Source organism: Nostoc sp. 'Lobaria pulmonaria (5183) cyanobiont' (assembly GCF_002949795.1).
Classification (GTDB): domain Bacteria; phylum Cyanobacteriota; class Cyanobacteriia; order Cyanobacteriales; family Nostocaceae; genus Nostoc.
Window position 1 is genome coordinate 4,351,139 of record NZ_CP026692.1, and the last position, 25,160, is coordinate 4,376,298.

26 protein-coding genes are annotated in these 25,160 nt (G+C 41.7%); 13 read left to right on the top strand and 13 right to left on the bottom strand.

Annotated features, from left to right (window positions below; translation table 11 throughout):
* Nucleotides 1-333: 333 nt before the first annotated feature.
* The 6 genes from NLP_RS19135 to NLP_RS19160 all read left to right on the top strand — a co-directional run bounded on the left by NLP_RS19135 (nucleotide 334) and on the right by NLP_RS19160 (nucleotide 6,180).
* Nucleotides 334-1,317 carry a cytochrome c oxidase subunit II gene (locus NLP_RS19135; RefSeq protein ID WP_104907774.1) on the top strand — a complete coding sequence of 328 codons (984 nt, stop codon included), beginning with the start codon at nucleotides 334-336 and terminating at the stop codon, nucleotides 1,315-1,317.
* A 105-nt stretch (nucleotides 1,318-1,422) separates the two neighbouring features.
* Complete coding sequence (gene ctaD / locus NLP_RS19140; RefSeq protein ID WP_104907775.1) at nucleotides 1,423-3,111, top strand: cytochrome c oxidase subunit I; 1,689 nt, start codon at nucleotides 1,423-1,425, stop codon at nucleotides 3,109-3,111.
* Nucleotides 3,112-3,558: 447 nt separating this feature from the next.
* Nucleotides 3,559-4,158, top strand: coding sequence for a cytochrome c oxidase subunit 3 (locus tag NLP_RS19145; protein WP_104909933.1), 600 nt, complete (start codon nucleotides 3,559-3,561; stop codon nucleotides 4,156-4,158).
* 79 nt (nucleotides 4,159-4,237) lie between these two features.
* On the top strand, nucleotides 4,238-4,723 hold the full coding sequence (locus tag NLP_RS19150) for a hypothetical protein (protein ID WP_104907776.1): 486 nt from the start codon (nucleotides 4,238-4,240) through the stop codon (nucleotides 4,721-4,723).
* Between the two features lie 322 nt (nucleotides 4,724-5,045).
* The gene (locus NLP_RS19155) at nucleotides 5,046-5,657 is read left to right on the top strand and encodes a cupin (protein WP_104907777.1); all 612 of its coding nucleotides are present in this window, start codon (nucleotides 5,046-5,048) and stop codon (nucleotides 5,655-5,657) included.
* Between the two features lie 70 nt (nucleotides 5,658-5,727).
* Entirely contained in the window at nucleotides 5,728-6,180 is a 453-nt protein-coding gene (locus tag NLP_RS19160; RefSeq protein ID WP_104907778.1) for an ArsC/Spx/MgsR family protein, read from the top strand.
* Between the two features lie 133 nt (nucleotides 6,181-6,313).
* Here NLP_RS19160 and NLP_RS19165 read toward each other — a convergent pair whose 3' ends face one another.
* Complete coding sequence (locus NLP_RS19165) at nucleotides 6,314-7,393, bottom strand: fatty acid desaturase (RefSeq protein ID WP_104907779.1); 1,080 nt, start codon at nucleotides 7,391-7,393, stop codon at nucleotides 6,314-6,316.
* On the opposite strand from NLP_RS19165, the gene NLP_RS35585 reads away from it, so the two are divergent.
* Nucleotides 7,387-7,515 (top strand): hypothetical protein, encoded by a 129-nt coding sequence (locus tag NLP_RS35585; protein ID WP_267894876.1) that lies wholly within the window; start codon nucleotides 7,387-7,389, stop codon nucleotides 7,513-7,515. The genes NLP_RS19165 and NLP_RS35585 overlap by 7 nt on opposite strands.
* A gap of 96 nt (nucleotides 7,516-7,611) precedes the next feature.
* Here NLP_RS35585 and NLP_RS19170 read toward each other — a convergent pair whose 3' ends face one another.
* Entirely contained in the window at nucleotides 7,612-8,664 is a 1,053-nt protein-coding gene (locus tag NLP_RS19170; RefSeq protein ID WP_104907780.1) for a fatty acid desaturase, read from the bottom strand.
* A 241-nt stretch (nucleotides 8,665-8,905) separates the two neighbouring features.
* Entirely contained in the window at nucleotides 8,906-9,727 is an 822-nt protein-coding gene (locus NLP_RS19175; protein ID WP_104907781.1) for an acyl-CoA desaturase, read from the bottom strand.
* Nucleotides 9,728-9,812: 85 nt separating this feature from the next.
* On the opposite strand from NLP_RS19175, the gene NLP_RS19180 reads away from it, so the two are divergent.
* The 3 genes from NLP_RS19180 to NLP_RS19190 all read left to right on the top strand — a co-directional run bounded on the left by NLP_RS19180 (nucleotide 9,813) and on the right by NLP_RS19190 (nucleotide 12,164).
* Nucleotides 9,813-11,045 (top strand): methionine gamma-lyase family protein, encoded by a 1,233-nt coding sequence (locus tag NLP_RS19180; protein WP_104907782.1) that lies wholly within the window; start codon nucleotides 9,813-9,815, stop codon nucleotides 11,043-11,045.
* A 79-nt stretch (nucleotides 11,046-11,124) separates the two neighbouring features.
* The gene (locus tag NLP_RS19185; RefSeq protein WP_104907783.1) at nucleotides 11,125-11,316 is read left to right on the top strand and encodes a hypothetical protein; all 192 of its coding nucleotides are present in this window, start codon (nucleotides 11,125-11,127) and stop codon (nucleotides 11,314-11,316) included.
* Nucleotides 11,316-12,164, top strand: coding sequence for an alpha/beta fold hydrolase (locus NLP_RS19190; RefSeq protein WP_104907784.1), 849 nt, complete (start codon nucleotides 11,316-11,318; stop codon nucleotides 12,162-12,164). The genes NLP_RS19185 and NLP_RS19190 overlap by 1 nt, the downstream gene beginning before the upstream one ends.
* Before the next feature lie 172 nt (nucleotides 12,165-12,336).
* On the opposite strand, the gene NLP_RS19195 is transcribed toward NLP_RS19190, so the two are convergent.
* From NLP_RS19195 to carA, 5 genes are all read right to left on the bottom strand, one after another.
* The gene (locus tag NLP_RS19195; RefSeq protein ID WP_104907785.1) at nucleotides 12,337-12,639 is read right to left on the bottom strand and encodes a DUF1816 domain-containing protein; all 303 of its coding nucleotides are present in this window, start codon (nucleotides 12,637-12,639) and stop codon (nucleotides 12,337-12,339) included.
* Nucleotides 12,640-12,719: 80 nt separating this feature from the next.
* Complete coding sequence (gene rlmB, locus NLP_RS19200) at nucleotides 12,720-13,856, bottom strand: 23S rRNA (guanosine(2251)-2'-O)-methyltransferase RlmB (RefSeq protein WP_104907786.1); 1,137 nt, start codon at nucleotides 13,854-13,856, stop codon at nucleotides 12,720-12,722.
* A gap of 92 nt (nucleotides 13,857-13,948) precedes the next feature.
* Nucleotides 13,949-14,428, bottom strand: a complete 480-nt coding sequence (locus tag NLP_RS19205; RefSeq protein WP_104907787.1) for a Mini-ribonuclease 3 — start codon at nucleotides 14,426-14,428, stop codon at nucleotides 13,949-13,951.
* Between the two features lie 578 nt (nucleotides 14,429-15,006).
* Nucleotides 15,007-15,372, bottom strand: coding sequence for an STAS domain-containing protein (locus NLP_RS19210; protein ID WP_084227153.1), 366 nt, complete (start codon nucleotides 15,370-15,372; stop codon nucleotides 15,007-15,009).
* Nucleotides 15,373-15,633: 261 nt separating this feature from the next.
* Nucleotides 15,634-16,800 carry a glutamine-hydrolyzing carbamoyl-phosphate synthase small subunit gene (gene carA / locus NLP_RS19215; protein ID WP_104909934.1) on the bottom strand — a complete coding sequence of 389 codons (1,167 nt, stop codon included), beginning with the start codon at nucleotides 16,798-16,800 and terminating at the stop codon, nucleotides 15,634-15,636.
* A gap of 239 nt (nucleotides 16,801-17,039) precedes the next feature.
* Here carA and NLP_RS19220 point away from each other — a divergent pair, with 239 nt between their 5' ends.
* Complete coding sequence (locus NLP_RS19220; RefSeq protein ID WP_104907788.1) at nucleotides 17,040-18,080, top strand: retropepsin-like aspartic protease family protein; 1,041 nt, start codon at nucleotides 17,040-17,042, stop codon at nucleotides 18,078-18,080.
* Here NLP_RS19220 and trpD read toward each other — a convergent pair.
* From trpD to tcmP, 4 genes are all read right to left on the bottom strand, one after another.
* Nucleotides 18,010-19,077, bottom strand: coding sequence for an anthranilate phosphoribosyltransferase (gene trpD / locus NLP_RS19225; protein ID WP_104907789.1), 1,068 nt, complete (start codon nucleotides 19,075-19,077; stop codon nucleotides 18,010-18,012). The genes NLP_RS19220 and trpD overlap by 71 nt on opposite strands.
* 80 nt (nucleotides 19,078-19,157) lie before the next feature.
* Entirely contained in the window at nucleotides 19,158-20,039 is an 882-nt protein-coding gene (locus NLP_RS19230; protein WP_104909935.1) for a DNA adenine methylase, read from the bottom strand.
* Nucleotides 20,040-20,054: 15 nt separating this feature from the next.
* Complete coding sequence (locus tag NLP_RS19235; RefSeq protein WP_104907790.1) at nucleotides 20,055-20,804, bottom strand: DUF5131 family protein; 750 nt, start codon at nucleotides 20,802-20,804, stop codon at nucleotides 20,055-20,057.
* A gap of 42 nt (nucleotides 20,805-20,846) precedes the next feature.
* Nucleotides 20,847-22,142: a three-Cys-motif partner protein TcmP gene (gene tcmP / locus NLP_RS19240; protein WP_104907791.1), complete on the bottom strand. Its 1,296-nt coding sequence runs from the start codon at nucleotides 22,140-22,142 to the stop codon at nucleotides 20,847-20,849.
* A 361-nt stretch (nucleotides 22,143-22,503) separates the two neighbouring features.
* Between tcmP and NLP_RS19245 the strand changes: the two genes are divergently transcribed.
* Together NLP_RS19245 and NLP_RS19250 are read left to right on the top strand one after the other, a co-directional pair.
* Nucleotides 22,504-23,529, top strand: a complete 1,026-nt coding sequence (locus tag NLP_RS19245; RefSeq protein ID WP_199784651.1) for a transposase — start codon at nucleotides 22,504-22,506, stop codon at nucleotides 23,527-23,529.
* 246 nt (nucleotides 23,530-23,775) lie between these two features.
* Nucleotides 23,776-23,955, top strand: coding sequence for a high light inducible protein (locus NLP_RS19250; protein WP_104907792.1), 180 nt, complete (start codon nucleotides 23,776-23,778; stop codon nucleotides 23,953-23,955).
* Between the two features lie 102 nt (nucleotides 23,956-24,057).
* On the opposite strand, the gene NLP_RS19255 is transcribed toward NLP_RS19250, so the two are convergent.
* Nucleotides 24,058-25,149: a hypothetical protein gene (locus NLP_RS19255; RefSeq protein WP_104907793.1), complete on the bottom strand. Its 1,092-nt coding sequence runs from the start codon at nucleotides 25,147-25,149 to the stop codon at nucleotides 24,058-24,060.
* Nucleotides 25,150-25,160 lie beyond the last annotated feature (11 nt).

Consider the following 25,160-nt stretch of genomic DNA (forward strand, 5'->3'; position numbering starts at 1 on the left):
CTGCTAATATAGCCTAATCAATATTAGGTCTAACAGTGCCCTCTTGGAACAACTAGCTTTTATGAAAGCAGGGGGCTAACTTTTTCATAGGAGTTGAAATATAATTTGTAATTTTCTGGGGGAAAGATATGGAAAAAATCTGGAAGTTTCCCCCTTTTTTTATGGCTGCACGTTAGAAAGTTAATAAGTGAAAAGGAAATGGGAAATGGGGAATGGGGAATGGGGAATAGATAACAATTCCCAATGCCCAATACCCAATTCCCAATGTCCAATGTCTAATGCCCAAAACCTAGAAAATCACACCTTTAAAGACTGTTTACACAGGTAGCATGTATGGAACAAGTTCCTGTTTCACTATGGACTCTGGTTGCTGGGATAGTAGTTACAGCAATCAGTATTTGGATTGGTCAGAATCACACTCTGATGCCAGTGCAAGCATCGCTACAAGCGCCTTTGGTAGACGGTTTTTTCAACATCATGTTTACCATTGCGATCGCACTCTTCTTGGTGGTAGAAGGAACAATTGTAGTTTTTTTGATTCAGTTTCGTCGCCGTCCGGGTGACGATACCGATGGCGTGCCAATAGAAGGTAACTTGCCCTTAGAAGTCTTTTGGACAGCAATTCCAACAGTGATTGTCCTCCTCTTGGGCATCTACAGTGTAGATGTTTTTAACCGAATGGGAGGCTTTGATCCTGCGGGTCATCCTCATTCAGCAGCTCATGTTGCTCAGATGCCGGGAACTGCTCTTGCTGCCACATTAAGCGATACTTCCCAAGCAACAACTGCCCCATCAATTGCCCCAACAATTGGCATTGGTGCGTCTCCTCAAACCCTAAACAAACCAGCCGATTTAGTTGTTGATGTCAAAGGGATACAATACGCCTGGTTATTTAACTACCCTGATAGTGGCATTACCTCTGGGGAATTGCACATACCCGTCGGTGCTGATGTGCAACTCAACCTTTCTGCACAAGATGTAATTCACTCATTTTGGGTGCCAAACTTCCGCCTGAAACAAGATGCGCTTCCTGGTATACCTACCGAACTACGATTTGTCGCCACCAAACCAGGTACATATCCCGTAGTTTGTGCTGAGTTGTGCGGTGGTTATCACGGTTCAATGCGGACAGAGGTAATTGTCCACACACCAGAAGACTATAAAACCTGGCGGACAGAAAACCAGATTGCTCAACAGCAAAACCTCAATCAAGTCGTTGCAGTTAATCCAGCCGACTTATCAACATCAGAGTTTCTCGCACCCCACACCCATGATATGGGAATTAGTGCAGCAACTCTAGAGTCAGTAGTCAAGTAGAGACGCGATTAATCGCGTCTGTACAAGAGTCACGCGTCTGTACAAGAGTCACATTTAATTAACTTTGGACGTTTGACCCTGAACTCCGCATAGTGGTACAAAAATATGACGCAGGTAGAATTTCCACGGAATACTCCACCAGAAGGAAAGAAACCGGAAATGGTGGCTGGCCACACCTCTCATCCGAAGGCGTGGAAATGGCAAGACTATTTTACATTTAATGTTGACCACAAAGTTATTGGTCTTCAATACCTAGTAACAGCGTTCGTGTTCTATCTGATCGGCGGACTGATGGCGATCGCTCTGCGGGTCGAATTAGCAACACCAGAATCAGACGTACTCGACCCCAATCTGTATAACGCTTTCATGACCAATCACGGGACGATTATGATCTTCCTGTGGATTGTCCCTAGCGCCATTGGGGGATTTGGTAACTTTTTGGTGCCCTTGATGGTCGGTGCTAGGGATATGGCTTTCCCGAAGCTGAATGCGATCGCCTTTTGGTTAAATCCACCAGCAGGTGCGCTCATATTAGGTAGTTTCATTTTTGGCGGATCGCAATCTGGTTGGACAGCTTATCCACCTTTGAGCTTGGTAACAGCACCAATCGCTCAAACTATGTGGATACTTGCGATCGTTTTGGTGGGAACTTCCTCAATTTTGGGTTCACTGAACTTTGTGATCACCATTTTGATGATGAAGGTTCCTAGCATGAAATGGGATCAAGTGCCCCTATTTTGCTGGGCAATCTTGGCAACCTCCCTGCTAGCACTTCTCTCCACACCTGTATTAGCAGCCGGTTTAATTCTGCTGTTGTTTGACCTCAACTTTGGTACTTCCTTCTTTAAACCAGATGCGGGCGGTAACGTTGTAATTTATCAACACTTATTCTGGTTTTATTCTCACCCGGCAGTATATTTAATGATTCTGCCCATCTTCGGCATCATGTCGGAGGTAATTCCAGTTCACTCCCGCAAGCCAATCTTTGGCTATAAAGCGATCGCTTATTCTAGTGTAGCAATCTGCGCTGTCGGTCTGTTCGTCTGGGTACACCACATGTTTACCAGTGGCACACCCGGTTGGATGCGGATGTTCTTCACTATCTCCACGCTCATAGTTGCAGTTCCTACTGGCGTGAAGATTTTTGCCTGGGTTGCTACTCTTTGGGGTGGTAAAATCCGCTTCACCAGTGCGATGCTTTTCGCCATTGGCTTATTGTCCATGTTTGTCATGGGCGGCTTAAGCGGTGTGACGATGGGAACAGCCCCTTTTGATATTCACATCCACGACACATATTATGTTGTCGGACATTTCCACTACGTTCTGTTTGGCGGTTCCGTGTTTGGCATTTACGCCGGCATTTATCACTGGTTCCCCAAAATGACCGGACGAATGCTGAATGAAACCTGGGGACGGATTCATTTCGCCCTCACCTTCATCGGCACTAATCTGACCTTTTTACCCATGCACGAGTTGGGTTTGCAAGGAATGCCGCGACGAGTGGCAATGTATGACCCCCAATTTATCGACCTCAATAAAATTTGTACCTATGGTTCAATTGTTTTGGGGATATCGGTAATTCCCTTTGCGATCAATATTATCTATAGTTGGCTGAAGGGACCTTTGGCTGGTGATAATCCTTGGCAAGCTTTGACCTTAGAATGGACAACTAGCTCACCACCTGCAATTGAAAACTGGGAAGTGTTGCCGGTTGTGACTCATGGCCCTTATGACTACGGTCATGGTCATAGTACTGAAGTACAGCCATCTGCAACGCCGGAAGCTACTGCTTAGTTAGTAGAGTGAGTAGTGCGATCGCACTCAAGGTGACTGCAATTTCTAGTCATTTAATTTGAGAACTCGAAACTCCAAGCTTGGAACTCGGAACTTGAGCATTATTACTCGGAACTCCAAGCTTAGAACTTGGAACTTCAAGCTTGGAACTCGAAACTCCGAGCTTGCAACTCGAAACTCCGAGCTTGCAACTCGAAACTTGAGCATTATTACTCGGAACTCCAAGCTTGGAACTCGAAACTTGAGCATTATTACTCGAAACTCCGAGATTAGAACTCGGAACTCCGAGCTTGGAACTTGAAACTCGGAATTTTGATCATTCCTGAACAAGTGAAGAGTTTGGTTAAATAAGGATTTTGGATGAAGAATGAAAATTTGCCGCTTCAGACTTCATTCTTTATTCAAGCTTCCACAACAGACAGAGTAGATAATATTGTCAAAAAATCTATGACTATAGGTACAACCACGAGCGAAGATCACAGTGTCGGACACGAAGAACATCCAGATTTAAGAGTTTGGGGACTGTTGACGTTCCTCGCCTCTGAATCCCTGATGTTTGGAGGATTTTTTGCCACTTATTTGTTTTTTCGAGGTACTACAGCCGTTTGGCCTCCAGAAGGAAGTGAAGTAGAACTACTTGTACCGACGATTAACACCATTATTTTGGTGTCTAGTAGTTTCGTCATTCACTTTGGTGATTCGGCGATTAAAAAGAATGATGTCAAGGGAATGCAACTGTGGTATGGAATTACTGCAATCATGGGGGCAATTTTCTTGGGTGGTCAGGTTTATGAGTACTCGACTTTAGCATACGGACTGACTACCAACGTCTTCGCCAACTGCTTTTATATCATGACTGGGTTCCACGGTTTGCACGTTTTTGTGGGACTGTTATTGATATTACGTGTATTGTGGCGATCGCGCCGTCCCGGTGAATATTCTGCAACCAATCATACTTTCATCGAAATGACAGAAATTTACTGGCACTTCGTAGATATTATCTGGATTGTCTTATTCACCTTAGTGTACGTTCTCACATTGTTTTAACACAAGTGAGGAGTTAGAAATTCTTAACTTCTAACTCCTCACTCCTAACTCCTAACTCCTAACTCTCAAAGAGATTATTATGCAACTTGATGCAAACAAATTATCATGGTTTCAGGTTCCAGAGGACATCAAAAATTTATTAATTCTAGCTGCACAAAAGTGGGAGAATACATCAGAATCGGAAAAGTATATTCAACAAGCTTTAGCCGAAACTGGTGAAAATACAGATGTCTTGGTAGCAGCATATAGATTTTTCTATTATAAAAATAATTATTCTCTCGCTTTGCAAACAACAGTCAAATTATTAGATAAAATTAAAGAACGAGAGAAACTTCCTGATGACTGGGAGCAACTTAAGCCTATATTAGTCAATCGCAAAGAAGACCCACAAATCCGATTGTACTTAAATGCTTATGCTGCTTCTGGACTAGTACTAGCGAATTTAGGTGAAATTGAGCAAGCAAAAGAAATCAGCACCAAAGTCAAAGAAATAGACGAGAAGAATGATTTCGGAGCCGGAATTCTCCTGGATATTTTGACACGTCCAGCAGAAGAAGATGATTAATTAGTCAATAGAAGAAAGAGTGGGGAGTGAGAGAGACAAGGAAACAAGAGGAATAAGCAATGCCCAATTCCCAATACTTCGACTGCGCTCAGTACAAGTTCCCAATTCCCAATTCCCAATTCCCAATTCCCTTTCGGTGAACAATCATGAACAATTGGTTATCTACTACATCGTATTCTTCTTACTCCCTCTTGGGAGCAGGTACTAATAGTAACTCTATCATTCCTCCTATTAACGTACCTACTAAACTTGATGTAGGTAGTCTTCCTAATGTCTCTCCGATCTTTGTCCTCCAATCTTATCACCTATCAATCTAAAAGTTATGAAAGGTAAGGATTGGCTGCTAAGGGGGGACGGTCAGTATCAAGCCTGTAGATCTGTGAGAGCATGGGATTTATTGAGAGAAAATTACCGCCTTTATCGGTTTTTAACTGAGGTGGAAGATGTTCTCAATAGCGTTGACGATGAAGCCAGTCGTCTACCAGAACTTCAGATGCTCGTAAGGCGCTTGATAGTAAATTCTTACTGGGTGCAAAGTCAATATTTAGAGCCTTCGCCCAAAACGGGAACCTCTGTTTCACTCCTATACGATGAATTGGGTTTTCCGTTGACAGTGCAAACAGTAACATTTGCGCCGGGAACCCGTTCAACCATTCATAATCATGGGACATGGGGAATAGTAGCGGTGTTAAAAGGTCAGGAAAAAAACACTTTTTGGCAACGCACCAATAGCCCAGAATTTCAGGACAAAATTGAACAGACGGGAGAGTTAACTCTATTTCCAGGAGACATTATTAGCTTTACTCCCGATGCAATTCACTGTGTAGAAGCAATGGGTGATGAACCAACCGTAACTTTTAATGTCTACGGCGAAACCGATCCGAATGAAAGATTTGAGTTTGATCCGGTTAAATATAGTGCTAAAAACTTTTAGCACCATCTGATAGGGGCGCATAGCTATGTGCCCCCAAAAACGAGTTGTATTCCACTAAGAGGTAGTTAAAATGGCAAGAGTAATTTTCTATAGCAAACCAGGCTGTAAAGGTGGTACTAAGCAAAAAGTTTTACTAACAGCTGCCGGACATGAGGTGATACCATACAATATGTTAACAGAACCTTGGACAGTTGAGCGGTTGCGTTCATTTTTTGGCGATCGCCCCGTTGCCGAATGGTTTAATCTTTCCTCCCCCAAGATAAAATCTGGTGAAATAGTTCCTGAAAAAACTGATGCCCAAACCGCTTTGCAGTTGATGCTGAAAGAACCACTGTTAATTCGCCGTCCTTTGTTAGAAATAGGCGATCGCCGTGAGGTAGGATTTGATGTCCAAAAGATTGATACTTGGATTGGCTTACAAGCTGTGGATGAATCCTTGCAAGAAATCAGCGACAAGCTTATGAACCAAGATTTGCAAAACTGCTCCCACGGTAAAGAGCATAGTCATCATCATAGTCATTAAGGTGGCTGTAAGCAGCGTAGCGAACAACATCAAAAGCAAGGCAGCTTGTAGTCATTAGACTTCTTGGATGAATTAAATAGCTCTCACCCTAAATCCCTTTCCCAAGCTTGGGAGAGGGACTTTGAAATTGGCTCTAGCCTTTAGCTAACTTGTTGTTGGATGTGTAGTAAACTTTACTACCAGTATCAGGTACAAAATGGCAGCTGACACATGAATGCCATAATGACTTCCAAATAGGTTCTTCCGATTTGTGGAAATACTCACCCATCACTGGTTTTATTGCCTCAGTTGCCTTTAGCAAATTGTAGTGAGGGATGTTAAGGAATATATGGTGAGCAACATGAGTACCGATATCGTGATGGATGTGATTAACCAAACCATAATCACGGTCAATACTAGAAATTGCGCCTTTTAGGAAAGTCCAATCTTCTCCACGATACCAGGGAAGCTCTGGCTCAGTGTGGTGTAAGAATGTCACCAAATCTAACCAAACTATGAACACAAGGTAGGGTACAGCGTAATATTTCAGCAACCACATCCAACCCCATTGGTAGGTGAGGAAACCGAGCAAACCTATCATGCCAATCAAAAGTACAGTGCTAGTAAGAACATCCCATTTTTCTGATGCTTTGAAAAGTGGACTGCCGGGCAAAAAGTGGGAGCCTTCTTTATTAGGAGAACGCTTAAACAGATATACAGGATAAGCCAATAGAAAAACATAATATCGGCCTATTTTTTGTGCTAAAGGCATATCCTTATATTGTGATTCTGTCACAGGATACCAGCTTTCATCGTTATCGATATTACCAGTATTTTTGTGATGAGTTCTGTGACTAATCCGCCAACCATGATAAGGAACAAGTATTGGTGTGTGAGAAAGATGTCCAATCAAATCATTGAGCCATTTATGCTTAGAAAAAGATTGGTGTCCGCAGTCATGTCCTACTACAAACAAAGCCCAAAACATCGTTCCTTGCATTAACCAGAAAATCGGGAAGAAAAGCCAAGAATCCAGGTAATAAGCAACTGCATAAAGCAGACCGATAATCAGGATGTCACGAAAAAAGTAAAAAAGTGATTTTGTCACATTGGGGTGAAAGCATTCAGCAGGAATTGCAGCTTTTAAATCCTGAAGAGTGAAAGGTAATTTAGTTGTATCCTCAGACGTTTCACTGCTAAGAGGATTGTTGAAACTGATGATATTTGATGGCACTGGATTCTTTTGTTGGATATAAATCGGAACTTTATTTGAGACAAAATCATCTCACCTCTAGGATGCCCACGAAACTAGCGATCGCTAACACCAAAGAAGATAATTTCTGGCAATTTCCCTAACAATTTTAGTCATTAAAAAATTGCCAGATTCTATTTAAACACAGCATGATAAACGCTCTCGTTGGTTCAAGAGCGTGAGTGTAGTCACAGTGCTATTTATCGCTCTGTATAATGTTCGTTGAAAGTCTTATAGCCAACATCAGTTGTGTATAGTTGACATTGATCTGTAATCTGCTTCATTAAAGGCCAAGAAAACTGATACTCATCATGCAGATAAGGCTCCCAATTTTCTTTGATGCTGCTGTAAGCTAGCCGCAAATTATAAGAAGGAATAGCAGTGGAGATATGATGAGGGACATGAACATTGATATCGTGGCACAAGACTTCTACCCAGCGCGGATAATCGCAATGAATAGTTCCAGATAGCTGTGCTAGAGCCTCGTTCCACTTGTTCGCTGTCGCAAAAGGAACATCTGCGGCAGTATGGTGAACAATGGTAAAAGTGCTCATCCAAAAATGGTAAATCATCCAGGGCACTAGCCAGAACTTGACAAATCCCCAGATACCAGTTGTGGCGATGAGAGTCGGGAAAGCGATCGCAGCAAACACCACTACTACAGCCACAGAAAGCTTGATACTCGATTGGTCTTTAGTTTTGAAGTTCCGCCAATCAAAATGCACCACAGCCCAATGTCCAATGGAACCTACCCACCAAAGGCGTTTACGCATGAACAGCTTAAAAGCAGATTGCCGGGTTGTATCCCAATTTTCAAACACTTCTGGTCTGATTGGATGCCAAGCGTTGTCCTCATCCAGCTTGTTGGTATGAGTATGGTGATAATTATGCTTAATGCGCCAACTGTGAAAAGGGTAAATTAACGGCATCATGAAGAAATGCCCCACCAAATCATTTACCCAACGACGTTTGGCAAAAGACCTGTGACCACAATCATGGCCAATTACAAAAAAACCTGTTAAAGCAGTGCCCGTAAAAATCCAAGCTAGGGGCAAGAGAAACCAAGGAGTGATAATCAGGCTGTAATAGCCCAAGGCGACTGCCAAGACACTCAGCAGGACTTGTGTCCAAGCTTTGCGACGGTTCTGCTGAAAACATTCCCGTGGCAGGGTTTTGACAATATCTTTGAGCCGGAAGTCGGAATTACCAGGCTCGTCACTTAGTTTCTGGCTATTAATTATTGATGTAGTCATGGACACCTAAAAAACAACAAACTCCTCCACCAAGTCACCAAAAAGCAACTTGCCGCAAAATTTCTTAATATTAGCGCTTTGGATTATAGCAATCTAACCGACACAAGCGCACCCGTAAGTAAATAGCTTTTTGAAAAGTTAGGAGTTAGAGGTGATGAGTTATGAGTTAAAAAAGCTACACATGTTAACTTTTAACTCCTAACTCCTAACCGGAGCAAGGGAAACGTCTCCAGCTTTGCTCCTAAATAATTTTTGTTGGGGCCAACTTCACATTAGTCGCCAGACCAAGTGCTTGCAGCAATTGAACTGTCATCCAAGTGAAATCGATTTCCCACCATTCCAGCCCATGACGAGCTGAGTATTGAAAAGCATGATGGTTATTATGCCAGCCTTCGCCGAAAACTAGTACGGCTACCCACCAGCAATTAGTCGATCTATCACCAGAATCATAGCTCTGATAGCCAAATTTATGAGTAGCGCTGTTCACCAACCAAGTGCAGTGGTAAACCCAGACAATGCGAACAAAAATTCCCCAAATAACAAACGGCCAGCCACCTAGAAGCAAAAGCAATACACCTAGAGCTACCTGGATCAAAATGAAATATTTTTCTAAAAACTGATAAACTGGGTCTTCGGCAATGTCTTTGGTGAAACGAGGAACATCAGCGTGAGCGGGACAGTAGTGAATCAGCCAATCCATGTGGCTCCACCAGAAGCCTTTATTAGAATCATGGGGATCAGCGTCAGTATCAGAGTTTAAATGATGAATGCGATGTGTCCCGATCCACTCAATTGGGCCTCCTTGACAGGAGAGTGTCCCAAAGAAAACCAGGAGATACTCTAGCCACTTGGGAGTTTGAAAACTGCGGTGGGTGACAAGGCGGTGAAATCCTAGAGTCACGCCTAAACCACCAGTCACCCAGTACAGCAAGAAACCCACACCAACTGCCGTCCAGCTAAAGTTACCAGGAAGAAAGGCAAACAAAGCGCCGATGTGCAGTCCAATGAAAAATAGGGTATTAACCCAGTTGATTTGAGGTTTAGTTAAGGTAGCAATTGTCATGCAGTAACCTGAATTTGATTTTTCCAGCCTAGTCTGCGCGATCTGAAAATCCGCATATCTATAATTTTTTTTGAAAGAGGAACTGATGAACAGCTTGGAACAGCTGCGGCAAGCAGAACAGGCACTATTAGAAATTTTTTCTGGTATTGACGCTCAGGTCAAGCATAATCTAAAACGAGTGCTGGATGCCTTTCGTAATCACCGTGTAGGGGCACACCACTTCGCTGGTGTAAGTGGCTATGGTCACGATGATTTAGGACGAGAAACTTTAGATAAAGTTTTTGCCGAAGTTATGGGTGCGGAGGCGGCGGCGGTGCGAGTGCAGTTCGTTTCGGGAACTCATGCGATCGCCTGTGCTTTATTTGGTGTGCTTCGTCCTGAAGATGAAATGTTAGCAGTGGTCGGTTCTCCCTACGATACGCTTGAAGAAGTCATTGGTTTACGGGGTCAGGGTCAAGGCTCCCTTATTGAGTTTGGCATAAATTACCGCCAATTAGAGCTAACCCCAGAAGGAACTATAGATTGGCAAGCTTTAACTACTACTGTGGCTGAAAACACTCGTTTAGTCTTAATTCAGCGTTCTTGTGGCTATTCTTGGCGTCCTAGTTTGTCAATTGCCGATATTGAAAAAATCGTCCACTTAGTTAAACAGCAAAACCCAAACACCGTTTGCTTTGTAGATAACTGCTACGGCGAATTTATTGAAACCAGGGAACCTACAGCCGTAGGTGCTGATTTAATCGCTGGGTCATTGATTAAAAATCCTGGTGGCACTATTGTCAGCGCTGGGGGTTATGTCGCTGGTCGCGCCGACTTAGTGGAAGCAGCCGCCTGTCGCCTTACTGCTCCTGGTATTGGTAGTTATGGTGGTGCTACCTTTGACCAAAATCGCCTGCTGTTCCAAGGTTTGTTTCTAGCGCCGCAAATGGTAGGAGAGGCGATCAAAGGGACTTATCTTAGTGGTTATGTATTTGATAAACTCGGTTATCCAGTGAATCCTGCACCCCTGGCTCCCCGTGGGGATGTAATTCAAGCAATTAAACTCGGTTCTGCCGAAAAGCTAATTGCTTTCTGTAAAGCCATACAACAGCATTCTCCGATCGGTTCCTATCTTGACCCTGTTCCAGATGAAATGCCGGGGTATGAGAGCCAGGTAGTCATGGCTGGGGGGACATTTATTGAAGGGAGTACTTTGGAATTATCAGCGGATGGGCCAATGCGTGAGCCGTATGTCGTTTATTGCCAGGGGGGGACTCATTGGACTCATGTGGCGATCGCACTGGAGGCTGCGATCGATGCAGTTGGCAGTAATGCATAGCACATATTCTTTTAGGATATAGTGGCCAAACTGGATTGAAGCAATCCTATAAAAGACAGCACAAAAGGCTGAAGCGAATATGGTAGCGATGGAAGCGGATAGATGCGCGATTGCCCAACTACGCTCAACTGTAAATTCCTTGTTGCAGGTACGTAACTTTGCAGCGATTGTCACTGAACTTAAAGAAATCAGATCGGAAATTAGAGGCTTGAGAACCGAAAGTCAACACATTTTAGAACATTTGTTCGGTAGACAGGAGAACGGCAAGTAATGAGCGATCGCCACACCACAACTGCTGCACGTCTCAATGTTTACATCCAAGGTCAAGGATTTCCAATTTTGGGTTTACATGGTCATCCTGGTACTGGTCGTAGTCTTTCTGTCTTTACCAATCATTTATCAAAACGCTACAAAACTTTTGCCCCCGATTTACGCGGATACGGTAAAAGTCGCTACAACGGCAATTTTGACATGAATGACCATTTGACTGATTTAGAAGCGCTGCTAGACCGTTTAAAAATTGAAAAATGCCTACTATTGGGATGGTCACTTGGAGGCATTTTAGCAATGGAGATGGCATTACGTTTGCCAGAGCGCATTACTGGGCTGATTTTGGTGGCAACAGCCGCAAAACCCCGTGGCAGTCATCCTCCTATCACTTGGCAAGATAATTTATATACTGGCGTTGCTGCCCTATTGAACTATATAAAACCGAGTTGGCAATGGAATATTGAAACTTTTGGTAAGCGATCGCTTTTGGGCTACCTAATCCAACAACATACATCTATTACTTACAATTACATCGCCAAGGAAGCAGTACCAGCTTATTTGCAAACCTCTCCTGCTGCTACTCGCGCTCTTTATAGTGCAATTCAATCAGGATACAATCGGCTTCTAGATTTGCAACAAATACAATGTCCTAGTTTAGTACTTGCTGGCGAACAAGACCGCCACATCACATCTGATTCCAGCTTAGAAACTGCTCGACATCTCCCAAATTCTCAGTGGCAGTGCTATCGCAACACTGCCCATCTTTTCCCGTGGGAAGTTCCCCAGTTGGTGCTGAATGATATTGACAATTGGCTCGAAGTTCATCCGCAAGTAATTGGTAGTCAATAGTCTAAATATTTAATATTTAAAAAAATTTTGACTATTGACGAAGAAATGGAGACGGAAAATGTGGTGACGCAATGAGTGAAAAAGACGCAATAACCCCCAATAAAAGGATTTCCTGTGTCTTCATGTCTTTACATCCTCGCATCAGAGCATCTTTTTCATTCTCTGGCCTAACTTAAATTTGACCGCCAAAGGCAGGCTGTACTTTGCGGTCAAATCTTTCCCCCAAGTCGTCAGCAATTGTTAAAGTATTAGGTTTGCAGCGCTTGACATTCACAATAATTCCCTGCGCTCCTTCGAGTTCCAAATCTTCTATGTATCCTTTGCTTGCTAATGTTGCATCAGAAGAACTTAGAAATGGCCCGAAGTAATACGTGCAACGAGGATTTTGCGTCACAATCTCTACCCACCAAGCCAAGCCGAGGTAGTCGAATGTGTTAATTAACACTTCCTTGAGGTTATGCCAAATGGTTTTCATGGTTTTCGCCGATTTATAAACGTCTATAGGGTGTTAAACGATATGCTGCCTGATTATCTGTTACATTTCTTTATACTCTGTTACTGATATTTTTTCAAAGAGATTTTTTGTAATTTATCTAAGTGCAGCGTATTTAGCGATCGCTGGCGATAAATCTCATAAAGCGCCATACCCGCTGCTACAGAAGCATTCAGGCTGGGAGTCTTACCTTGTAGAGGAATCGATACTAAAAAATCACAGGAACGTTGAGTTAACATACTCAGACCTTCACCTTCTGAGCCGATTACCAAAACGATTGGGCCGGTAAAATTGACTGTATGCAAAGGTTCGCTGCCACTTGCAGCAGTACCGTAAATCCAAAAGCCAGCTTCCTTTAATTCTTCTAAGGAACGGCTGAGGTTGACAACTCTAGCTACAGCAAAATTTTCTAAAGCCCCTGCTGCGACTTTCATAACAGTGGAAGTGATCCCAGATGCCCTTCTTTGAGGAATTACCAATCCTTGAGCGCCTATTGCTTCGGCAGTGCGGATAATTGCTCCCAAGTTGTGGGGATCGGTAAGTCCGTCAGCCACAACAATTACAGCATCGGTTACAGATTTGCACTGCTCAATTAGATCGGGCAATTCGATGTAAGCGTAGGGAGCAATTTGTGCTGCCACTCCTTGGTGATTAGCCCCATTAGTCAGATGGTCTAAACGCTTGGGTTCAACCTCATCAATAACTGTGCCATTTTCCTTTGCTTGCAAGAGAAAATGGTGAAAGCTGGGATCGTACCGCAGACGGGTAGTAATCCAGAGACGGTTGAGATTGCGCTGATTTTGCAATGCACTCAATACTGGATGACGACCGTAGATGAGATCGTTATCTTCTTCTGTCAGTTGTGTAGATACAGACGGCTGGGAGAAGTTGCTATTTCGTTGTCGGGAGTTGCTATAACTGGGGTTGCTATCTATTTTCCGGGGATTGCGATTCGGATTAACAACAGAGATGGTGTTGCCATCTACTTTTTTGGGATTGTGATTCGGATTCGCAACAGAGATGGGGTTGCTATCTACTTTCCTGGGATTGCGAGTTGGATTTGCAACAGAGATAGGGTTGCTATCTACTTTTCTGGGATTGCGAGTCGGATTAGTAACAACACGCTTACCTTTAATTTTTACGGGTTGTCCCCGATTTGGTTCGCTAGAAGTCTTGACTTTTCTGGGTTTATCCTGCATTTGAGTTATGGATATAGCGTATGGTTGATCGTTCCGATTACCTCAATTTTTTGAATTTAATCTAGTGTTGTGGCTACTGCGAAATTGAGTTTTCACTCTTTTTCTAGATGAAGTATTTGCAACAGTTCGGTTAGACGTTGGTAATCGGTGATATATAAGTAGCCTATTAAAGTTTCTAGACTAGTTGCCTGTTGATAAATTTCGGGATTAAGTCGCTTAGGGCGTCCTGTTGCGGCGTTTCTACCCCGTCGGACAATTTCTAATTCGGTATCCCTGAGATGAGGAATTAGCGATCGCAAATGTAGCGCTTGTGTTTCTGCTCTGACCTGCTCCACTACCAGACGATGGTAAATTCCTGACCGCTGCAACGGCAGCAGATAGAACATTCTAACATACAACTCATAAATTGCATCCCCCAAATATGCTAAAGCACTAGGAGAAATTTGTTGCACTTGTGAGAGGGAAATCTGTTGGAATGGCCCTGTGGTTGCCAAGAGTGCTTGAGTCCAAGATAAACTCTGTTTGGGAGTTTCATCTTGTCCATCTAATAGCTCTTCCTCCTGTGACTTCACAAATAAATCATTCCTTGACGGGCTACATTTGGCAAGCATTCTTCGCAAAGACTGATTTTTCTGAAGTATGCCATGATAGTATACTTAGCAGAATCAATACTATCAAAATTACTTCCTAATTTCATCTTTTTGATTAATAGTTGGCATTTTAAATCACCCTGATGTCAACATCTATAAACCAAATTTCGCCTATTTCTTGTGGTCTGTGCCTAAGAGCGGGTAAAATTTTAGCATCAAATTCACCCTTTTACTTAGTAGCATTGCCATGCTTACTGAGTAAACGACAACTTTTAACTATACAGCATCGAGTCAAGTCTATTTATAAACAAATCTGCTGGCTTTGTATTTCTTACAAATATCTCAGACTTGATTATTTATCCAATATTCTAGCTAACGCTTACACACCCAATTTTGGCTGTGTATATCTTTAGTTATTACTCAACTTTAAACATAATAGCTTAACTGGCTTTATGCCTCTCCCACAAGGAGAGAGGTTTTCTGCCAGAAGTTTTAAAAATTAAGCTATCCGATATTGAATCTGGATAGCTAAATTTAACTCTCAGGTCGAGCAATCAAGACTACTTGACGTTTTCTAGAGCGTCTTCAACTGATTTTTGCAGGGAGAGAAACTTCTCTAGGCGAACAAGCTTGACCGTTTGAGTTACGCGGGCATTTGTAACAATTTGCAAAGTGCCATCGGCAGTTTGAGCCTGCTTGGCTAGCTGCACCAGAGCACCCAAGCCAGAGCTATCAACAAAGTCAATTTGTGAGAGATCCAAAATAATGTGCTTAGGACCCTCGTCTATCTTGCTGCCAAGTGTCTTGCGAAATGTCGGCTCAGAAAAAGCATCTAACAAACCTGTGAGGCGGAATAGCTGACAGTTATCCCGGACTTCACGAGTGCCCCTCAGGCTAACGGTTAGATTCAGTGGCTCAGCAATAATTCCCTCCTCATGAGTTAAAGTGAACGCTCAAGTATAGATGGTTTTTGAGCAAATTGTCTACAATCTGTTGGAATAGGGGATTGGCTACTGGATAATAGTCATTGGAAAACTTTTCCCAGTCCCTAGTCCCCGATCCCCCATTTGCATTTTGCTATTTTTATTTAATCTCAGATGCGGCAACTTGACTCTTGCTTTTTGCTCCAATTCCAAATTAAAAATGCATAGTTCAAAAAGAAATCTTTCATTTTGAATTTTTTATTTTTAATTTGGAATTCCCTGGAGGGGTTGACGTGCTGTTCGCATGGCTTGAACAAATTGCTTAAACAAGTAATCAGCATCGTGAGGGCCAGGACTAGCTTCTGGGTGATACTGTACGGAGAACACAGGTAGAGATTTGTGACGTACCCCGGCAATGGTGCGATCGTTTAAGTTTAGGTGGCTGATTTCTACAACTGCTGTCGGTAAAGAATCTGGGTCAATAGCAAAACTATGATTTTGGCTGGTGATTTCTACCCGTTGTTGTAAGCCGGCAGGCTGATTCAAACCGCGATGACCAAATTTGAGTTTATAGGTTTCTGCCCCTAGTGCATGACCTAAAATTTGGTGTCCCATACAAATACCAAAGATGGGTTTTTCACTTAACAGGAGTGCTTTGGCAGTTGCAATCCCTTCGGTGACGGTAGCAGGGTCGCCAGGCCCATTAGAAAGAAACACACCATCTGGATTGTATTTGAGAATTTCCTCTGGTGGTGTATCAGCGGGTACAACAATTACCCGGCAACCATAACTTACTAAGCGACGTAAGATATTACGTTTAACGCCAAAGTCAAGGGCAACAACGGTAAAGGCTTCCTCAAGATTTTCTCTAGCCTCAGAGTTAAATTCCCAAGCTGGAATTGTGGGATCAGACCATTCATAAGCCGTTGAGGTGGTAACTTCACGAACCAGATTCAATCCTGCCATGTTCGGGGCTGCCTGTACCTGTTCTAACAACTCCCCTTCATCGAGAATGGTTGTAGAAATGCCACCGTTCATCGCTCCGAACATCCGAATTTTGCGGGTGAGGGCACGGGTATCAATGCCGTAGATCCCTGGTATTTGGTTTTGTTTGAAGTAGTCAGGTAAAGATTGTGTCGATCGCCAGTTACTTGGATGGTGACAAATATTGCGAGCGATCGCACCCCGGACTTGGGGCCCATCTGATTCTTCATCTTCGGGATTGACGCCAGTATTCCCCAATTCAGGATAGGTAAAAATCACAATCTGACCGCGGTAACTAGGATCGGTCAGGACTTCTTGATAGCCGGTCATGCCAGTGTTGAACACCACTTCTCCGATCGCGGTACCCGTCGCACCAAAAGACCAACCGCGATAAGTGGTTCCATCTGCTAGGACAAGTAAAGCTGGTATTGAGTCAGTCAGGGGCATAGGTGATAGGATTGGGGATTGGGCATGGGGCATGGGGCACTTGTACTGAGCGAAGTCGAAGTTTTGGGCATTGGGAAAACTCTTATCGCCTATTCCCTATTCCCCATTGCTTAATACTGCGATTGTTAATTATCCCATGAGTTGAGCAATTGGGAGTTTTTAAGATAGTTAATTAAAATTAAAAGGGAATTAAAGTAGCGGGAGTGGATTTGACAAAGCTTGGGCAGTTAAAATTAATTATGCTTCAGTCTTTTTTATCCCGTGCAACCCTAATTTTTGTATCAAGCACTCTAGCGGTTTTGTGCGTTGCCTGTAGTGAAGACAAACTGAACACCGCTACTGGTGGCGATGAGCAACCTACGCCAATTGGGGATCTAGCACCAGTCAAGCCTAGCGTTGAATCAGTAAGACCAGCAGCTACCCCAGAAGCGCAGCCGCTAGATCCGTTTGAAACTGAACCAAGTCTTTTTGAGATCGGACGAGACAAAGCTGTTGGCGCTTGGAGTATCAGCCAATCGGCTCAATCCCCAGATGATTGGAAATTGGTGGCGAGTCAGTACCAAGATGCGATCGCCCTGATGCAAAGAGTACGGCGACAAAGCCCAGAATTTGCGATCGCTCAAACCAAAATCACGGAATATCGCCGCCAAGTTAGATATGCCCAACAGCTAGCTAATCCTCGCCCTATTGCTGTTAGAGTACCTCATAAAATAGTAGTTGTTGCTCCCCACAGAGAAACTATACCAAAGTTCACCTTACCTCCACGAGAAACAAAACCGTTATCACCAGAGCCAAGTTTGCCCTCATCAGCAGTGGTGATTCCCGATGAAGCAGTATTTGCAGCCCCGATAAAAAGGCGAATTGGTGGTACGCCGATTGTGGAAGTTACCTTCAATGGCCAGCAACAATTTGAGATGATTGTGGATACGGGAGCAAGTGGTACTGTAATTACCCAACAGATGGCTAATGCTTTGGGAATCGTCACAGTGGGAAAAGCTAAGGCAAACACCGCAAGTTCTAGAGCTGTAGAATTTCCTGTGGGCTATGTTAATTCGATGGCAGTTGGCGGGGTAATAGTGAAAAAAATACCAGTAGCGATCGCAGGTGCGGAATTAGAAACTGGACTTCTAGGACATGACTTTTTTGGCAACTACGATGTCACCATTAAGCGTAATGTCATAGAATTTCGCCCGCAATTGCGATCGCAAATCAATTCCCCAGAAACTCAACTAACTGCTCCAACTTCGTCCAAGCTGCCCCACTTTGTAGGATATCCTTAGCGATTTTAATACCCTCGGCGTGATCAAGGAAGGCGATCTTACTCGCTACTTGCAGCGCCAACGAAGCATTTAAGGCAACTGCATCCTGTTGTGCCTGAGTTCCCTTACCTTGGAGTACCGCCTTGAGAATTAGTGCATTCTCTTGGACATCTCCACCCCGAAGCATACCTATGGAAGCAGGCGTTAAATCCAAATCTAGGGGATTAATGGTAGTTAACTGCACTTCTCCCTCTGATAACACCGCTAAGTCAGTTTCATCTCCTAACCCAGCCTCATCAAGTTTTTCTCGCCCATGCAGCACAATCGCCTTTTCCTTGCCCAAATTCTGTAAAGCTTCAGCAACAGTTGCCAAAAGTTTGGGAGTAAATAAGCCCACCACTTGCCCAGTTGGACGCAAAGGATTTACTAACGGCCCGAGCAAATTAAAAATTGTTCGCACTTTCAAAGTCCGCCGTAATGACGCAACCGCCTTGAGTGCTGGATGCCAACCAGGGGCAAACAAGAAAGTGATCCCGACTTCTTGTAGTGCTGCTTCTACTTTTTCACTAGAGGCACTTAAGTTTACACCCAAGGCTTCCAATACGTCTGCACTTCCTGTAAGACTTGACGCGGAACGATTACCGTGTTTGGCGACAGGTACACCAGATGCAGCAGCAACAAAAGCAACTGCTGTAGAAATATTAAAGGTTGATGACCCATCTCCACCAGTGCCACAGGTATCTATTACAGTGGTGAGTGGTGAGTGGTGAGTGCTGAGTGGCGAACATTGTGATTGTAATACTTCAGCCATGCCGGTCAACTCGTCGGCAGAAATGCCTCTAAAGTTCAGCGCTGTTAATATAGCCCCTGATAACTCTGGGGGAACCGCTTCACTGAGCCAACCTTGCATCAATTCAGCAGATTGAGTACGGGATAAAGATTGGCCATCTATTAATTGTTGCAGCAGGACATACCAGCCAGCAGAGGATTCTTGAGCAGGGATTGGGGAAGTTGTCATAGCTAAGATTTGTATGTTGTAGCTATATTGAGAGCTATGGGGTTATCCTACCGGAAAATTGGAAGCTATCAAAGTTAGGTTTAAATCTCAAGGCTTAATTGCAAAGCTGGATTAGCAAGATTCTGAACTTGTAATTTTTTTTCCAAATAAAGTTTAACTTCGTAGTTAGTAATGAATAACTCTTTTCCTTTAGCCGCACCACTCTGCTTATAGTTATTCATCCCATACTGTAATTCCCACTCTGAAATATTAGCCCATTGAAAATTTTCTCGAATTTGCTGTGAGTTGTCGTAGGTAATTAACCAGCGATGATGACATTGTTGCAAAATTTGAGCAAATCTATGATCTTCAAAAGAGGTGTGCAAATCACCATCTTTACCATATAGCTTTGATTTTTTAGCGCTAAAATATGGTGGATCTAAAAACAAAAATACATCTTCTCCTTCTGGTTTTAATAGATGGCTGTAATCTAAATTAGTAATTTGGACGTTTTTTGATAAGATATTTTCTAACTTTTCAAGTCGTTCTATTGAAGAATCAGTAAATCTTTTATGAAAAGCTTCTTGGGAAAAACCACCTGATTCTACAGTTCCAGAAAAAGTAATTCTATTCAGTACGAAAAAGCGAATGGCTCTTTCTAGATCAGATAAATTATTGACATCTATACTAGTCAATTCTGAAAACAATAATTTCCCATCTGTATACTTTACTTTAATATATCGAATTTCTTTAACTAACTGAACTAGATCAGATTGGGCAAACTTCCAGAATAAGAAGAGTTCGCGGTTTAAATCGTTAATCCAAATTTTTAGATCGGGAAACTTTTGTCTTAAATAAATGAATACAGAACCACCACCCACAAAAGGTTCTCGAAATTCCGAAAAGCTCTCTGGCAAGTATTCAACTATTTCATTTATTGCTTTTGACTTACCACCAGGATATCGTAGAGGGCTTTTGATAATCATTTACGGACACATTTATTTTAAAACTGATACTTGTTTAGTGCTTGTATCAGCTACATTTTCTGGAAAACTATCCCAAGTTCTTCCATCAAGTTCTCTGCCATATTTTTTCTTTTGAACGCCTCCCCATTGTTTAAAGAAAAATGGCACATTAGCTTGGATACACTGCTCTCTAATATCTCTTACCCATTCAATGTTCATAGGACGAGCACCTACACCAGATTCTCCACCAACAATAATCCAATGTAGATCATCTAAACACAGCGTTAAAGAACCTAAAAGAGGCTCACAAGATAAAAATCTAGTTTTTGCAGGAATCTCTTTTAAAATTTCACTTCTCCATAGCCAAGCTTGAGATTCAATACTTACTCCAGCCCAAACATTAGGAGGCCACTCTTTTATGCAGTTAGCTATTTTAAGCATCCTTTGTGGACGTTTAGTTAATACCTGAAACTGATGCCAACTAGCTTCTTTCATAACATGAAAGACATCCTTAATAAATTCTTCTGAAATATCATCAAGGAATAAATCACTCATAGAATTAACAAAAATTAGCCGAGGTTTTTTCCATGAAAGAGGCATTCTTAGTCTTTCATTCCAAGTTTTTACATCAAAACCTTGTTCGTAGGGATGACCAGCAACACCTCGCCACCGTTCTGCAAAACGTTCTGCATAACAATTGTGACAACCAGGACTAATTTTATGACAGCCAGTGGTAGGATTCCATGTAGCTTCTGTCCATTCTATTGTTGAAGATACTGACATAGAATTTTACTTTTCAATTAAACTAGCTTTACTATATTAGTATTATTGTACTGCTCTGACGTAATTATCCAAAGTTAAATTACCTTTTGCGCCCAATTCTTTAGCTTCTATGATATTTTTTTTATGAAACTCCAGTAAAATTTCTCTATACTTAGGTCTACTTAAATAACCTAGTTTACCAATTTTAAGAATAATAAGACTTATTAAGTCTTTCAAAGTTATCCAATCTTGATTATTCCTTCGTAAAATTTCAATAATTTCAGGTCTAATTATTTCAACTCGCTCATCATTTTCGCGCTTCCATGATTGAGTCATAAATTTATGATTTTTTCCAGTTTTGTCATCTTCAAAGAAAAGTAACCTATTTTCTTCACAAAAAAATTCGTTTAAAAATTCACCAAAAGCTTTCCTTGGATGGTTGCTACCAACTACAATATTGTACTGCGGTCTAGAATCATTGTATGTCTCCTTTATTTCAAAACTAGCCACTCCTTTAAAACTACTTTCTTTTTGAAGCCTAGACTTAAAGTAATCAAGCGCCCACCTTTCAAATTTTTGTTTTTGCTCTTGATCTTGGCATTCTAGCCACTTGCGTTTCCAGTCTAAATCAGAATTATGACCTAATAAGTTAGTTAAATTTTGTGTATATGTTTCGGCAGTTTTCTGATCTTTGTAATTTTTATAGCTTGTTTTATATAAACCTGCATGACGGGCTACTGCGCGGTTATGAAACAGTAAAAATAATTCTCCTTTATATTTACTGACGTAATCGGCAATAGAACATATTTGCTCAAAAGTTACTCCCTTAACTCCAAAGGCATCTAGAAAAAATAACGTTGGGTATTTGTCCAATTCATTCATGATTTGAGTCAACGCTTTGTCAAATCTTTGAGGGTCATAAACTTTATAGGACAATCCTTCACCTATTAAATTACAATTACTCTTAAGTTCTTGGTTAAGGTCTTTATCTTCCTCAGTAAAAAAACATCTTAAAGTAACACGTTCTTCAAGACCGAATATCTTAGCACATTTAAGAGCTATCAAAGGCGAACCGTCAGTATCCAAAAGTTCAGTGTTATATCTCTGCCAAAACTTCGATTGATCTACAAAGTTTTCAATACCAATACCTTCATCATATTTGCCTGCTCCTGCAAAACCATCAACATAGTTAATATACATAGATTGATAGGATTTGCTGCCGCCCAAATTATAGCAATGAGCCTGTATATATTTCAGCATTATCCTATGTTTTGCTGCTGACCAGGGTCTTTTACGAGCAAAAAATTTATTTAAATCTTCTGGTTGCTGATCAAATAGAGATAATTGTTTTACTGACATTGCTGAACCTTATGAAGTAACAAAATATCTAATCTCATATCTTGCACCTGATAAAAACTCTCAGTATTAGTCAATAACAAGAAAATAAAAGTAACATCTAAAAATTGAGCTTCTACGTTTTGCATTAGTATAATAAACTACATTTAGTATCAAAATATATACAAATGACATATACAAAGATGGGAATAATGTCATCTGCATAAAGATATTTTTATATGTTCGTAAAAAATGAGAGAAAAGGGCGTAGATAACATAAATAACAGCAAGAAATATGGAAACCATTCTTGCCCACGCCCATACCCTAATGTATACGATTCTGGCATTGATGCCTAGCCGTTATCAATGAGACAACTTGGAAGCAATGTTAGGGCTGTTTCTAGCAGCAGACGGAAAACCTTTGCCACACTACAGTAAATCCAAATCTGAAAGTGCTTTAAGTAGATTTTTGAATACCTATAAATGGCCTACTCGCAAGCTAATTCGCCATCTTCGCCAACAGGCAATTGAGCAAGTTAACAGTCATTGTCCATTGGGAAGAAAAGCGTTTCTACAAGTAATAATTGACCTGACAACTTTAGAGAAATGTGGTCAATTTAAAGCATTTAAAAATCTAATAACCGTTTACAACGGGAAACGAGGCTTGCATATAGTAGTTTTATATTTGGTAGTTGGACAATGGCGTATACCCTGGAATTTTCGTGTCTGGAGAGGTAAAGGGACGGCTAGTCCGTCTCAAATAGCATTACGAATGGTACGTCATTTACCCAAAGATTTAACCAAACGATTTCGGGTAAAAATTCTCGCTGATACTGCTTTTGGTACTAAGGATTTTATCAACAATCTTCGGAAACTAAAATATCATGCTGTTATTGGTATTGGTTGTAATCGCAAGTTGGTTAATGGTTATCCAGTTAAACTTCTACATCGTCGAGGACAACAAGTCCGACTTGTTGGATTAGATTTCCCTGTTACTCTTTCTTGGTATTACTTCAAACGCGATAATGGTCAGTTTGTTAAAAGATATGTTATCTCTACACAACCTCTTAAAGCCAGTACTATTTCCTGGTGGGGTAAACGCCGTTGGAAAATTGAAGGTTGGTTTAAAACTGCTAAATATCGCTTTGGTTTAGATAGATTTGGACAAGGTACTCTTTTAGGAATTTATCGTTGGTTAGTCTTGTCTATTACTGCCTATTTATTAGCATATTGGACGTATCTTTCATCCTGTTTCCCTGATTCTTTAGACTGGGGTCAAGCTGCTTTCCTTGCACTATCTACTTTTTTACCTCATTTAGTCTTGTCTTTATTGCTACTAGACATTGAACGGCTTCGGCCCTTAGCACTTAGTCATGGAATTGACATTACTATTTCCAGGTGCAAGATATGAGTAATGGCTTTGCACTAGGTTAGCAAATACAGGCAACGTTGGTAAAAATTGCAACAACTCTCCAAAAATTACTGTACCAATCTGCTGAATGGTGCGAGCGCAAACCTATTAAGAAACTACGTAACCGTAATATATAGTCACTAACTAAATTTTCTCTTGAGTTTATGTTGCATTTTCGTAAAAGTCTGTTACATTACTTGACAGGCAGTTATAACTGTTACAACACAAAAGCTCAGAGTATTATTTATGGCAAATGTTAAGAAGACTACGCCTTCGGTTTCAGAAGATCCTAATGCTTTGCGCTGGGGCTTCACTCCTCAGAGCGAAAACTGGAATGGTCGTTTTGCAATGATTGGTTTTTTATCTGCTGTTGCGCTTGAAGTGTTTTCTGGTCAAGGGATTTTACACTTCTGGGGCATCCTTTAGATTTAAACGTTTTTACCTTCATTAGATTATGAGGCAAGGCGGAGATTAGTAAAATTGTCTGTTTTGCCTCGTAATCTCAAGAATTAAAAAACTTGCCAGCAACTACCTTGATGAACGAAATATTACACGACCTGGAGATTCTTCTTGATTAATTCGCGCATATACTCGAAGACAAGTTAAGACTTCGCCAGGAATACCACCACAGTCTAGTTGTAAGTCATCCTTGGATAAAGCACAGATATCTGCATAAAGTCCCGATAATTGACGAATTCGCACTTCATTACCTGCATTAATAGCTTCATCAGCGATTTTCTTCAGGATACGCCGTGATTCATGTTGTAGCTTTCCCCACCAAGAATAGCGTTCAGCAGGTGGTACAAAGATTAGGGAATGTATTGCTTCGTCCATGTCAATCCAGGCACGCAGAATTGACAGAGTATCAGTATTTTTCTCAGCTTTTTGAATGCGTTGGAAGCGATCGCTTAAAGCATCAATATATTGATCGCGCTGTTCTGGTTTGGAGTGTAAGGAAATAACATCGAAGCTAAAAACGCTCTTTAAAGCATGATGTAAATCTGGGTCTATTTCGATAAAATTCATATATAAAAATAGGAATGCCGCTGGTAAATCAGATGCATTCCCTTGAGTAACTAAATGATTTGAAAGTGGTTGTTGATACAAGCTCAATCCTTGAGTTTGAACAGTACCACTAAGACCGGGGTAGATAATTTCATTACGAATAAAGGGAAGCTGAAAGAGGTTAGAATGATCTGCGATCGCACCAACCTCTTGAGCTAAATCTAAGGTGCGCGATCGCCAAGTTGCAGCTAAATCCTCTGGTACCCGTAGCAGTTTACGTTGAATTTCATTCCATAAATCTGAGTCTGTTTGGCTTTGCAGTTGGGAATTACCCAGATAATAACTGAGTTCTGAGTCAGAATCGAAAGCTTCTCGGAGGTGACTTAGTTTTAACTCATCTAGCGCATCTTCCCAACCAGTATTTTGCTGTGGCGGTGTAGGTTGCAACAGGCTATGAAGTTCTTGCAGCACCTGATCGCATATTTTAGATCCTGGATCTAGTGGTAATTCTGTGCGAGCCTGATTTAAAGTAGCCTTTATTCCATACAAACTAAACCGCAGTAATTGGGCTAACTCTGAGTTTTCTATCTCTAATAATTGACGCAAGTGCTGCATGAATATCACTT